This is a genomic window from Rhodoglobus sp. G.S.23 (assembly GCF_056675935.1).
The window spans coordinates 374,640-387,646 of sequence record NZ_CM155237.1 but is presented as its reverse complement, the minus strand read 5'-3'; the positions used below and the strand labels follow the sequence as shown (position 1 = coordinate 387,646).

General features: G+C 60.6%; 10 protein-coding genes. 5 read left to right on the top strand and 5 right to left on the bottom strand.

The window, feature by feature from the left end; all coding sequences use genetic code 11:
- Positions 1–26 precede the first annotated feature (26 nt).
- Both AC1ENN_RS01870 and AC1ENN_RS01865 read left to right on the top strand, forming a co-directional pair.
- Positions 27–1,562 (top strand): ABC transporter permease, encoded by a 1,536-nt coding sequence (locus AC1ENN_RS01870; RefSeq protein ID WP_449648491.1) that lies wholly within the window; start codon positions 27–29, stop codon positions 1,560–1,562.
- Positions 1,559–2,632 carry an ABC transporter ATP-binding protein gene (locus AC1ENN_RS01865; RefSeq protein WP_480406552.1) on the top strand — a complete coding sequence of 358 codons (1,074 nt, stop codon included), beginning with the start codon at positions 1,559–1,561 and terminating at the stop codon, positions 2,630–2,632. Before AC1ENN_RS01870 ends, AC1ENN_RS01865 begins: the two co-directional genes overlap by 4 nt.
- Here the strand turns inward: AC1ENN_RS01865 and AC1ENN_RS01860 are convergent.
- The 4 genes from AC1ENN_RS01860 to AC1ENN_RS01845 form a co-directional block, all read right to left on the bottom strand.
- Positions 2,613–5,252, bottom strand: a complete 2,640-nt coding sequence (locus AC1ENN_RS01860; RefSeq protein ID WP_480406551.1) for an AMP-binding protein — start codon at positions 5,250–5,252, stop codon at positions 2,613–2,615. The two genes, AC1ENN_RS01865 and AC1ENN_RS01860, sit on opposite strands and share 20 nt — an antisense overlap.
- Positions 5,253–5,422: 170 nt before the next feature.
- Entirely contained in the window at positions 5,423–6,295 is an 873-nt protein-coding gene (locus AC1ENN_RS01855) for a metal ABC transporter permease (RefSeq protein ID WP_480406550.1), read from the bottom strand.
- Entirely contained in the window at positions 6,292–7,020 is a 729-nt protein-coding gene (locus tag AC1ENN_RS01850) for a metal ABC transporter ATP-binding protein (RefSeq protein ID WP_480406921.1), read from the bottom strand. Before AC1ENN_RS01850 ends, AC1ENN_RS01855 begins: the two co-directional genes overlap by 4 nt.
- A 74-nt stretch (positions 7,021–7,094) precedes the next feature.
- On the bottom strand, positions 7,095–8,057 hold the full coding sequence (locus tag AC1ENN_RS01845; RefSeq protein ID WP_449648495.1) for a metal ABC transporter substrate-binding protein: 963 nt from the start codon (positions 8,055–8,057) through the stop codon (positions 7,095–7,097).
- A 144-nt stretch (positions 8,058–8,201) separates the two neighbouring features.
- Here AC1ENN_RS01845 and AC1ENN_RS01840 point away from each other — a divergent pair, with 144 nt between their 5' ends.
- The 3 genes from AC1ENN_RS01840 (at position 8,202) to AC1ENN_RS01830 (ending at position 11,398) form a co-directional block, all read left to right on the top strand.
- Positions 8,202–9,530, top strand: coding sequence for a flavin monoamine oxidase family protein (locus AC1ENN_RS01840; RefSeq protein ID WP_449648496.1), 1,329 nt, complete (start codon positions 8,202–8,204; stop codon positions 9,528–9,530).
- A gap of 144 nt (positions 9,531–9,674) precedes the next feature.
- The gene (locus tag AC1ENN_RS01835) at positions 9,675–11,258 is read left to right on the top strand and encodes a sodium-dependent transporter (protein WP_480406549.1); all 1,584 of its coding nucleotides are present in this window, start codon (positions 9,675–9,677) and stop codon (positions 11,256–11,258) included.
- Positions 11,255–11,398 carry a MetS family NSS transporter small subunit gene (locus AC1ENN_RS01830; RefSeq protein ID WP_449648498.1) on the top strand — a complete coding sequence of 48 codons (144 nt, stop codon included), beginning with the start codon at positions 11,255–11,257 and terminating at the stop codon, positions 11,396–11,398. The genes AC1ENN_RS01835 and AC1ENN_RS01830 overlap by 4 nt, the downstream gene beginning before the upstream one ends.
- Before the next feature lie 85 nt (positions 11,399–11,483).
- On the opposite strand, the gene AC1ENN_RS01825 is transcribed toward AC1ENN_RS01830, so the two are convergent.
- Complete coding sequence (locus AC1ENN_RS01825) at positions 11,484–12,950, bottom strand: SPFH domain-containing protein (RefSeq protein WP_480406548.1); 1,467 nt, start codon at positions 12,948–12,950, stop codon at positions 11,484–11,486.
- Between the last annotated feature and the right edge of the window lie 57 nt (positions 12,951–13,007).

Here is a 13,007-nt window from a genome sequence, read left to right as displayed (position 1 = left end):
TTCCGAATGTGGCGAAAGTGGCGCGCATGCAGCGACTAACGACCACGATGACCCCACCACCCTCCCGGGCATTGCTCGTGATTGTGGTGGTTCTCGCCATCGGGATGCTAGTTCCTGTCGGCTACGTCATCGAGGCGACAGCCAGGATCGGCACCGACGAGCTTGCGGCACTGCTCCTGCGCCCCCGAGTGGGCGAGCTGTTGAGCAATACTGTGCTGATCCTCGTCCTCGGGGTTCCCCTCACCATTGTGCTCGGAGTCGGGAGTGCCTGGCTGGTTGAACGCACCAATCTGCCGGGCCGGCGCTTCTTCGCCATCCTCTCTGTTGCACCGCTGGCCATCCCCGCCTTCGTCAGCAGCTACGGCTGGGCTAGCGTCGTTCCTTCCATCCAAGGTCTAGGCGGAGGGCTCCTCGTGGCTACGCTCGCGTACTATCCGCTCGTGTACCTCCCGGCACTTGCCACCCTGCGCGGTCTCAACCCGAGCTTGGAAGAGAGCGCACGTTCACTCGGATTGAAAGAGGGAGCGATTCTTCTCAGAGTCGTTGTTCCGCAGCTGCGGCTCGCCATTCTCGGCGGGGGCCTCATCGTCGCTCTCCACTTTCTTGCCGAATACGGCGCGTTCGCGTTCATCCGATTCGATACTTTCACCACCGCAATCGTGGTCGCTTACCAATCGACATTCGCTGGACCGTCTGCGGCCTCGCTCGGTATTGTGCTGGCACTGTTGAGCATAATTGTGCTGGCGATAGAAGCTACAGCACGAGGACGTGCTCGCTACGCTTATGTCGGAGCGAGCAGTGCGCGGCCGGCCCAACTCGTCAAACTTGGCAGGCTTACCCCGTTCGCGATTCTTGCCATCGTGGCGCTCGGAACGTTAGCAACGATTGTGCCGATGGTTAGCGTTATTCGATGGTCGCTCGCCATGACACCCGAGATGCTCGATGGGCTTTGGCGCGCATTGACTGACACAGCGCTACTTTCCTTCGGCGGGGCAATCGGGGCGATCCTGGTCGCGCTTCCGGTTGCCTGGCTCGCAACTCGGCATCCGTCGCGATTGAGCAGATTTCTCGAAGGTGGTTATTCGATCGCTAGCAGCCTGCCCGCAATAATCGTCGCACTCGCTCTGGTGACCGTCACGCTCACCGTTGCACCAGGGCTTTATCAGACACCCGCGACGGTAGTAGCGGCCTACGTCATTATTTTTCTCCCGCGAGCACTGGTTACATTGCGCGCCGGTCTCGCGCAGGTGCCTGAATCATTGGAAGAAGCCGCCCGGGCGCTGGGAACACCGCCCCTCGTCGCCCGGCTTCGGGTCACGCTTCCGTTGCTCGTTCCAGCAATCGCGGCGGCGGGCGCGCTCGTGGCTCTCGGAGCCGCGAATGAGCTGACCGCCACACTTCTCTTAGCCCCGACCGGAACTCGAACTCTCGCAACCCAGTTTTGGTCGGCCGCTTCTTCGGTCGACTATCCGGGCGCAGCACCCTACGCGATAACTCTGGTGCTACTCTCGATTCCCGCTGTGGCTTTACTCTTTGCCCAGACGAGGGGTAGAGCACGGTGAAATTGCACATTAGCGGTGTCGGCAGATCGTTCGGCACAACGCCTGTCTTAAGCGATATTTCGCTCGACGTTGCTCAGGGTTCCCGTACCGCCATCGTGGGGCCCTCCGGATGCGGAAAAACCACTCTTCTTCGCCTAATTGCGGGTTTCATTGAGCCTGATAGCGGTGAAATCTCTTTGGGCAGTCGAATGCTCGCGACCCCAGAACGTAGCGTGCCCGCACACCGACGCGGAATCGGCTATGTCGCTCAAGATGGTGCCCTCTTTCCCCACCTTTCCGTTGCCGCAAACATCGGATTTGGGTTGCCCCGCTCCGGCAGAACGCAACGTGTTGTCGAGGTCATGAAGCTTGCCTCTCTCGATCCCGCTCTCGCCACGCGATATCCTCATCAGCTTTCGGGGGGCCAGCAGCAACGAGTCGCGCTTGCCCGCGCCCTTGCACCGGGACCAGCAGTCGTGCTGCTCGATGAACCTTTCAGCGCACTCGATACTGGGTTGCGTGAACAAACCCGGGCCGCGGTGATTAGCGCACTTGAGCGCAGCGGAACGACCACAGTGCTTGTCACCCACGATCGAGAAGAGGCACTCTCGTTCGGTGATGGTATTGCGGTGATGATTAATGGATCGCTGAGTCAGTCGGGCACGCCAGAGACCGTATTCGATTCGCCGACTTCGATCGAAATCGCCGCACTGATGGGATCGGTTGTGCTGATGCCCGCAGTGCGAGTTGAGAATGAGGTTGACTCTGCGCTGGGCAGAATACGCGTGCGGCACGACCATAGTCGCGGAGCCGAATGGGTGACAGCCATGGTCCGTCCCGCCCAAGTCTCGTTAACCACCGACCTTTCCGAGTGCAGTGCTTCAGTTGAAGGGGTACGACACATCGGGCCGACCGCGCTGCTTTCGGTGCGTACATTGGGGCAACATCCCACGACGATCTCGCTCGCCGTTCCGTCACACCAAACCCAGTCCCTAGTTCTCGGAGCCGTGGTGGGTTTGAAAGTGGATGGCGGAGCAGTGTTGTATCCGGCCAGCGCGGCCGAGCACCACCTCACTGAGTTCGGGAATTAGCCGAAGCGAGTTTCGAGAGAACGGTGCGGCCGCGACTCAGAGCGAACGAGTAGATCGCCCACGCCGCCACTCCGGCGATCAACGAGGCCACTGTCGCCAATAGCGGCGAGTGCGTTTCGATCCCAGGATAGATCTGCCAATGAATGAGATAGATAAAGAATGATGCGCTGGCCAGCGTAGACACCACGCCAACGAGCCAACGCGGTATGGGTACGGAACTAATCCACAACAGCACCAGCACACCGCAGATGACGATTGCTTCTCGTAGCGGCTCGCCGAAAAATCCTACGACGCAGACGACAGCCAATACCGAAACAATGAGGCGCTGTGTTGTGGATGCAATGCGTGCGATCACCCAGCCGAGGGCGATAAGCCAGGCAACTGTTGTGACCGCATACTTCTCCGTGCCCTCTGCCTGAACCCCGCCCAACGCAATGGTGCGCACTACGAGCGTTATCGCCAGCACCCCGAGCGCAAAGGTAAAGGGCCAGCGGCGCTCCCACTCGCTCACAGCCGGTATGGCGAGCAGAGCCACGATGGCCAGCATTGTCCACAGCATCGCCTCCAGAAACCAGTAGTGCCATTGAGGTGTCCAGTGCGCGCTGCCAGCGAAGCTATTAGCGAGGAAAACGGTTGTTGTCGCGTAGGTTCCGGCCACCACCGCGACGAGTCCGATCCACGTAATCGCGGGAATTGCCACGGAGGCAACACCGGCCAGCATCGCCCGGGTCCGGCGTCGATTCGATCGGTTCGCTAGCTGAAAGCGTGCAAGGTTGTAGCCGGCGACAACTAGGAGTAGATGTGCCCCACCCTGAATGAATACGAGGTCGGCGTGGGTTGCGACGATGAGAAGAATCGCCAGCGCCCTGAGCACGATGGGCACTTCGATGCGGGGCGATCGTTGCGTGAACCACCTGAGCGTGCGGCGAGCGCGAGCTCGGCGCGGAATCGACTCCGTTTCATCGCTTCCTGAGAGTGAGTTGGGGTCGATTGGTAGGCGCGGCTGATTCCTCACCGCGTAGGTTGCGAGCTCGGTCATTGACATCGCCGGCCACGCGCGAGGGAGCACTCCTAAAAGTTCTTCGAGGTGAAGTGAGACCTCGACATAACTCAGAGAATCCCCTCCCAACCCGGCGAAGGAGTCGCTGAAGACAGCGTGAGGCGCACCCAGCAGATGCGCGACTCGTGCCCTCAGGGTCTCCGCAGTCACTGCATCCTTCGTGACAGTGTCTAAGTCGGCGCTGTGGTCCTCGGCGCCGCGATCGTTGGCATAGCGCAGAAGCGCAACCGTATCGACTTTGCCGCTCGATGTCCGCGGAAATTCTGCGATTGAGTGAACCTTAACCGCGTGAGCGGGCAGGCCCCACTGTGACGATGCGTATTCTGCTGCCGGCCTGACTTGGCGCTCCGCGGTGACAAAAAGGATGAGGTTATCGTCGGAGCTGACTGCTCTCACGATCATTCCGGTGCTTTCGAAGAGTTGCTCGACGTGCTCGAGATCGATTCGCAATCCGAATATCTTGGTGAGGCGGTTACTGCGTCCCACTATTTCGTAAAGTCCGTCAGCGCGCTGTCGGGCCAGATCTCCCGTGAATAGCTCGCGCACGGTGGTGCCGAGCGCGAGATCTGATGGCTGCTCTCCGTAACCCATCATGACGTTGGGGCCGCGGTACACGAGTTCTCCAACTTCAGAACCGGGCGAGGCATCGAGTCGAAACTGGCCTCCGGGGATGGGAATGCCGATGGTTCCGACCGCAGTTTCGGCGAGTTCACTGGGAGTGTAAGCCATGCGAGCTGTCGCTTCAGTCTGTCCGTACATCGAGATGAAGTCGAAGCCACGATGGCGACCTAGTTGGATGAATCGTCGAGCCCGTTCTGGATCGAGCCTTCCTCCAGCTTGGGTGATGTAACGCAAGGATGAGAGATCGCGCGTCGCAAAGTCGGTCTTTTCCAGTAGCTCGAAGGTATGCGGGACCCCAGCAAATGACGTTGCCCGTGCCTCCTCAAACTCGTTCCACAATTCTGGGTCCAGGACAGATCGTGGGCTCAGGCGCACTGATGCCCCAGCAAAGAGGTGGCTGTTGAGTACTGACAGGCCGTAACAGTAATGCAGTGGCAGCGTCGTCATGGCACGGTCTGCAACGTCAAGTTCGAGGTACTGAGAAATTGCTGAGGCGTTCGACAGAAGATTTCCGCGCGAGAGACGCACCACTTTAGGTGACCCCGTCGATCCGGATGTCGTTGCCAGCATTGCTAGGTCAGGGTGAAGCTCATGCCGCGTGCCGGTTCGCGTTTCATGAAGCATCCAGCTATCTGCTTCGGACACGGCGAACACATCCGGATCGAATCGTTCTACTAGGGAGTCGATTCGTGAATGAGTCGCATCACCGTTTGCTGGGCTAGCTGGTTCGACCAGCATCACCGGATGCCCCGCTTCGAGCGACGCGAGGTAGGTGACAACCGGCTCTACCGCCATCGCGGCTTCGATCATTACTAGTCGCCGTGTGGAGCCCAGCTCATCCCGCCGGGCGCTAATTCGTTCGCGAATGTCGCCGTAGGTTAGTTCGCCGTCGTCCGTAACCAATGCAACATTGTGGGTTTCTCCCTGAGGGAGAGTCAATGCAGCTATCCCAGTCCTTGTGGTCGTGATCATCTGCAGGCTCAGTGAGGGGAGGCCGGGTCGGCGCCATCCGTCCGGGGGTGTCCCCCGCGTTTAGCGTCACGTGTACTGGTCATCCGACTTCCTTGGAATTGATTAGGTAAGCCTAACCTACTATTCGGATCCGGCAACTACCGCGCGGCGAGCATCCGTCGCCGCCTGCTCGCACCGATCTGCTTTCCAATGAGACCCTGCTTCGGGCTGAAGAGATACACCAGCGCAAAGACGCAGCCCTGAACGAGCACGATCATTCCGCCGGATGCCGTGTCGAGGTAGTAGCTGAGATAGAGCCCGAGGATTGCCGCGAGCGACGACAGCGCCGGGGCGATCACGAGCATGCGCGAGAAGCGGTCGGTGAGCAGGTAGGCGGTCGCGCCGGGGATGATGAGCAATGCCACGACGAGCACGACCCCGACCGCCTGCAGGGCGACGACTGAGGTGAGCGCGAGCAAGCCGAGCAGGGCGGCTCCGAGAACCTTGGGGTTGAGGCCAATAGCGTGGGCGTGGGTAGCGTCGAAAGCGTAGAGAGTGAAGTCGCGACGTTTGATGATCAGGATGCTGAACGTCACGACGCCGAGGATCACCACTTGAAGGAGGTCTGCAGAGGAAACCCCGAGCAGGTTTCCGAAGATGATGTGGTTGAGATCGGTCTGCGAGGGAATCACCGAAATGAGAACGAGCCCGAGCGCAAAGAGGGTTGTGAAGACAATGCCGATCGCGGCATCCTCTTTGATCCTGCTGGTATTGCGCACCGCACCGATGAGTCCGACGGCGAGGAAGCCGAAGATGAGAGCACCGAGCGCGAATGGCGCCCCGACCACATAGGCGAGAACCACGCCGGGCAGCACCGAGTGCGAAACCGCATCCCCCATGAGTGACCAGCCGACGAGCACGAGCCAGCATGACAACACGGCACACACGATGGCGGCAATGACGCTCGTGGCCATGGCCCGCTGCATGAAGTCATAGCTCAGCGGTTCGAGGAGAAAGTCGAGGGGGCTCATTCGTTCTCCTCCGGCGCGTGAACATCGAGGCCAAAAGCGCGCGCGAGGTTGGTGGGCTTCAGCACCTCCGCGGGAGTGGAATGTAGCAGCACACTGCGCATCAGCAGGATCGCTTCGTCAGCAAGTTGGGGCAGCGAATTCAAGTCGTGAGTGGACACCAACACTGTTGCCCCGTCGCGGGCGAGCTCACGCAACACTGCCGTGATGGTGGTCTCTGAACGCTTGTCGACGCCGGCGAATGGCTCATCCAAGAGCAGGATGCTCGCTTCCTGAGCAATTCCGCGAGCCACGAACGTGCGCTTCTTTTGACCACCCGAGAGCTGCCCGATTTGGCGGTCAGCGAGGTCCGTTAGTCCGACCCTGGCGAGAGCATTATCCACGGCCGCGCGATCGGCAGGCTGGGGCCTGCGAGTGACACCCATGTGGCCGTAGCGACCCATCATCACGACATCCCGCACCGAAATCGGGAACGCCCAATCCACTTCTTCGCTCTGCGGAACATAGCCGACAGCACCAGCCTTGCGGGCGACCACCGGTGCACGACCACCCAGCGTGACCGTGCCACGGTCGGGCCGCACCATACCCGTAATCGTCTTGAACAGGGTCGACTTACCCGAACCGTTCATGCCGATCAAGCCGCACACTTGGCCGGCGGCGACCTCAATGCTCACGTCGTCGAGGGCCAGCACATCGCCGTAGTGCACCGTGACGTTCTGCACACTAATTGCGGGGGCGTTTGACCGCGCGGATGCCGCGGCTCCCCCACCCACGGCGGTTTCGGGTGTCTGCTCTGCTCGCGTCACGATCCGGCTCCTGTCAGCCCGTCAATCACGAGTTTCGCGTCGTGCCTCAACAGCTCAAGGTAGGTCGGAACGGGTCCATCGGCCGCCGACAGCGAATCCACGTAGAGGGTGCCGCCGAAGACGGCGTCGCTCGCTTCGACTACTTGTTGCATGGTGCGATCAGACACGGTCGATTCGCAGAACACGGCGGGCACGTCGTTGTCGCGAACGAAATCGATGACGGCGGCGACCTGTCGCGGAGTGGACTGCTGTTCGGCGTTGACCGCCCACAGGTAATGCTCGCTGAGGCCGGCATCCCGGGCCAGGTAGGAGAAGGCGCCTTCGCAGGTGATGAGCGCGCGTTGGTTGGGAGCGAGTGTCGCCAGTTCGGTGGTGAGTTCGTCATTCACAGCTTGCAGCGCGATCTTGTAGCTGTCGGCGTTTGAGGCATAATCGGCAGCATTCTCTGGATCAAGCTCGGCGAACGCTTCCGCCATATTGTCGACATAGATCTGGGCGTTCAGCGGGCTCATCCAGGCGTGCGGATTCGGCAACCCCTCATAGGCATCTTCCGCAATGCTGATCGTCTCAACACCCTCAGACACCACAACATGAGGAACATCAAGACCATCGACGAATTGCGAAAACCACGCCTCAAGGTTGAGACCATTGTCGAGAATGAGGTCAGCGTCGGCCGCCTTGGCGATATCGCCGGGGGTTGGCTGGTAGCCGTGAATCTCGGCACCCACCTTGGTGATGGATTCCACCCGAAGGTGGTCGCCGGCCACATTCTGGGCCATATCGGCGAGCACGGTGAAGGTCGTGAGTACGACGGGGCGCTGGTCGTCGGGGTCTACGGTTGCGGCGGCATCCGGTGTGCTGGTGCATGCCCCGAGCAGGGCAACAACGGAGGTGACGAGGGCAGCGGCCAGCGATATTCGGATGCGCTTCCGCCGCCCTGCATTCGTGACCGTGCCCATCTTCTGATCCTATGTTGGGGACGCCTGATAAGAAAGTACGTCCAGCCGTAGTTTTGCCAGATTGTCGCCGCGACTTAAAAGTTTCCATTCTTTCTCGCGTGCGCCGCAACGCGACCGGAGAGAAGGCGTTGCTACTCTGACGCCATGACACACTTCGACACGATCGTCATTGGCGCCGGCGTTTCTGGGCTCACCGCCGCGCGCTTTCTCGTGCAGGCCGGGCAGAGTGTTGTCGTGCTCGAAGCCCGCGATCGTGTGGGTGGCCGCACGTGGACAGAACGCTCCGACGGGCTCATCAGCGACCGTGGGGCATCCTGGATTCACGGCATCGACAACAATCCACTGACGGATGTCGTACGCGGGTTCGGCTTGCGAACAGCCGAATTCACTGTTGGCAGCTACCAGCCCGATAGCCGCCCCATCGCGTACTTCTCGCCCACCGGCGAGCGCCTGAGCGATGCCTCCGCCTCCGCCTTTGCCGACGATGTTCGGTTGTTCGACCAGCACCTCGCGGCAACAGTCGGGGCATCTGTTCTTGGAAGTTCGTATCAGGATGCCGTCGACGCGACCCTGTCAACCCTCGACTGGCCCGCTGAACGGGCCGACCGAGTGCGGGAATTTCTGCTGCACCGTTCCGAAGAGCAGTACGGGGTGCACGCCGCGCTGCTTGATGCGCACGGGCTCGATGACGACACCGTGGAGGGTGACGAGGTTGTCTTTCCTGATGGCTTCGACCAGCTTGCGGCGAACCTCGCGGCCGGGCTCGATGTGCGACTTGAGCATGTCGTCACGCAAGTCGAGTGGTCGGGCGACGGGGCCGCCGTCACCACGCCCCGCGGCACCTTCAGTGCCACCCAGGTCGTCATCACCGTGCCCATCGGAGTGTTGCAGGCTGGCGATCTTTTCTTCGACCCCGCACTGCCCGACTGGCTTGCCACCGCCATCAACGGCTTTGAGATGAACAACTTCGAGAAGGTGTTCATGCGTTTTCCGACCAAGTTCTGGGACGACGACGTCTACGTCATCCGCCAGCAGGGCGAAGCTGGAGAGTGGTGGCACTCTTGGTACGACCTCACTGAGCTGCACGGCATCCCGGCACTTCTCACTTTTGCGGCAGGCCCCAGCGCGATTGAAACGCGCGAGTGGAGCGATGACCAGATCGCCGAATCAGTGTTGGATGCGCTGCGCGGCCTTTACGGCGAACAAGTCGAAACTCCCACCCACGTGCTCGTTACTCACTGGCAGGATGAGCCATACTCCCGTGGTTCCTACGCCTACATGAAACCGGGCTCAGCCCCCGAAGACCACGACCTCTTGGCTACTCCCGTCGATGGCGTGCTGCACTTCGCTGGCGAAGCAACCTGGACGGATGATCCAGCCACCGTCACCGCGGCCCTCCACTCCGGTCACCGCGCAGCAGAAAACATCCTCGCCCAGCAACTGCCGTTCGCCGACCTCACGAATCCGCTCTAACGCTGGCCCCCTCAGTCCTCACATGTCGCAATCGGGCGGCCCCGAGTGTTAACGTGAGAACACCCTCTTCGGGGGTAGCGGGCCGCAATTTCGGGACGGCCCCAGCGACGGCCATTCGGGTGGTCATTACGCAGAGGAGCAACTGTGTCGGTGCAGCAAAAATCGGGAGAACACGGATCGGTCGCCTCGCGACCACGTGAGCAGTGGTCGGGCCAGTGGGGTTTCATTCTCTCGGCTGTCGGCTCCGCCGTCGGTCTCGGCAACATATGGCGCTTTCCGGGTGTTGCCTACGAGAACGGGGGTGGGGCATTCCTGATTCCGTACCTGATCGCGCTCGTCACCGCCGGCATCCCGATTCTGTTCCTCGACTATGCGATCGGGCACCGCTTTCGCGGTTCTTCGCCGACCGCGTTTCGTCGTCTCGGAGGCAAGGCCGGCAAGTGGCTTGAGTCGCTTGGCTGGTTCCAAGTGTGGATCTGCATCGTCATCGCCGTCTACTACGCGGCGGTTGTCGCGTGGGCGGCCAGCTACTTTACGTTCAGCTTCGACCTGCGCTGGGGTGATGACACTCAAGCATTCTTCTTCGGCGAGTTCCTGCAGACGTCAGATCCCGGCTTCAGCTCGCAATTCGTGCCCGCCGTGCTCATCCCCCTCGTGCTCGTGTGGATAGCGGTTCTTGCCGTGCTCGGCTCGGGTATTGCCAAGGGCGTTCAGCGCGCCAACGTGATCTTCTTGCCGTTGCTTGTAGTGGCCTTCCTGATCCTCGTCGTTCGCGCCCTGTTCCTCGACGGCGCGATGACCGGTTTGGATGCTCTCTTCACTCCAGACTTCTCCGCTCTGAGCGACCCGGGCGTCTGGATCGCGGCGTACAGCCAAATCTTCTTCTCGCTGTCGATCGCCTTCGGCATCATGATCACCTACTCCTCGTACCGCAGTCGCAAAGCAAACGTCACGGCGCCCGCGCTTGTGGTGGCGTTCGCCAACTCGTCGTTCGAGATCATCGCGGGCATCGGAGTGTTTGCGACGCTCGGCTACTTCGCGTTCCAGCAGGGGGTTGGCGTTGATGAGCTAGAAGGAATCACCGGAGTGAGCCTGTCCTTCGTCACCTTCCCGGCGATTGTCTCGCAAATGCCTGGCGGGCCGCTCTTCGGCATCCTCTTCTTTGGTTCGCTTGTGATGGCCGGTTTCACCTCGCTGTTGTCGGTGCTTCAGGTGGTGTCCTCCGCCTTCCAAGACAAGTTCGGGATTACCGCCCGCCAAGCTTCACTCCGGGTCGGATCAGCGCTGGGCATAGTTTCGGTGCTGCTGTTCTCGACGACAACCGGCGTTATCACCCTTGACACTGTCGACCAGTGGGCAAACAACGTTGGCATCGTTGGCGCCGCGATAGCGGCCACCATTCTGGTGATTTGGGTGTTCCGTAAGGGGCCAGAGCTTGCGGCGCACCTCAGCGCAGTCTCCACGTTCAAGGTCGGCCGCGTCTGGCAACTTCTCGTCGGAGTTCTTGCCCCGGTCGTGCTCCTCTACATGCTCATCCAGCGAATCATCGTGCTCGCCACCGAGGGGTACGAGGGCTACCCGCTCTGGTATCTCGCCGTCGCCGGCTGGGGAACGATTGCCGTGATTGTCATCGGCTCCATCACCATGACCGCCCTGCGCTGGAAGCACGATCCGGATGATTTCACCCCATGGCCTAGCGCCCAAGCACTGAAGGAGCTCAAGAAATGAGCGGCATCGCCATCACATTCTTCATCGTCGCCGCCGTGCTCGTGTGGGGCGGCCTCATCGCGAGCATCATCTTCCTCGCTCGCAAGCCCCAGCTCGATGTGTACCCAGAAGGTTCAGAGTTCGTGAGCGACGACGACTAGTACCAGCGCCAGAACTAACACCAGCCCCACAACATGCTGAAGGGCGGACATCCTTGGTGGATGCCCGCCCTTCGCCGTTTAGCGATTATTCCGAGCTATCGCTGCTCTCTGCAGAGGGTGCAGCGGTCTCGTTGAGTGCTACTTCTGCGAGCTTTGCCGCGAGTGCCGTGTCACTTGAGCTGTCGTTTGCGCTGCCGCCGGCACTGCCGCGAGCGCCTTCACCGACAGCCTGACCGACTGCGCGGCCCTGGATGATCGACGCGAGGTCGAGGCCAGTTGCCGCCTTGATCGACTCGAATGAACTGCGCAGCGCGATGGCGCTCTCGTTTCCGATGGTGTCTGCTGCGCTTGAGCCGTTGCCACCGATGACAGTGACGGAACCGATCTGGCCGTAACCTTTGGCCCACTGTTCCATGACGAGCGGCAGTGATTCGAGGGCACGCTGCGCGAGGAGCGCATCTTGGTGCTTGGCGAGAGCCGCAGCTTCCGCCTCAATGCTTGCTGCTCGTGCTTCACCGGAAAGGCGAACGGCATCCGCATCGGCGGCGGCACGAACGCGCACTGCTTCTGCCTCAACGGCCGCGATCTGAGCCTGAGCTTCTGCACCCTTGACGAGACGGTAGGCGTCGGAGTCGGCATCCTTCTGAGCCTTGTAGAGGTTGGCGTCGGCAACACGCTTCACGTCAGCGTCGAGCTCTGCCTGACGGTTCTCGGCACGCTGCTGAAGAACACCCTGCTCGGCCGTGGCACGAGCGAGTGCTTCGGCCTGCTCGGCTTCAGCGTTAGCCTTTCCAACCTCGGCCTTGGAATCTGCAGTGTTCTTATCGAGCGCAGTCTGCTCAATCAGGTTTGCTTCGGCAACAGTGATGTTGCGCTTGGAGATTTCGCGGTTAGCGTCCGCGGTTGCCAACTCAGCTTCACGACGCTTCGACTCGATCTGCGGAGTTCCGAGCGACTGGATGTAACCAACCTTGTCGCCGATTCCCTTGATCTGGAAGGAGTCAAGAATTAGTCCCTGCTCCGAGAGCTCGGTAGAAACATCCGTCGCGATCTGGTCGGAGAACTTCTTGCGTTCACGCATGAGCTCAACAACCGAAAGGGTTGCTACAACACCACGAAGAGCACCTTCGAGCTGCTCGGTCGTGAACTGCTCGATGGCCTTGTCCTGTGAGGCGAAACGCTCGGCCGCGCGACGAACCAGCATCGGGTCTGAGCCAATCTTCACGATCGCGACAGCTTCAACCTGAAGGGTCACGTTGTCTGCCGACTGCGCCTCGGCAGTCATCGAGACCTGACGTGAACGAAGAGAGATTGTCTCGTGGCGCTGCGTGATCGGGTTGACCAGAGCCTTGCCATTGACGATGACAGTAACGGCCGAATCTTTGCCGGTGGCGTCTTTCTGCGAACGGCCAGAGACAACAAGAGCTTCGTCAGCCCGAGCCACCTTGAACCATGCCCGTGCGATCAGGAGGAGAACGAGCAGCAGTACGACAAGTACGACCACCGCGATTCCGATGAGGAGTACGAGTCCGCCAGTGGCGAAGATATCCATTTATGCACCTTTCAAAAAATGAGCGATCTACACCCATTGTCGCTGGTCGGTGAGAAC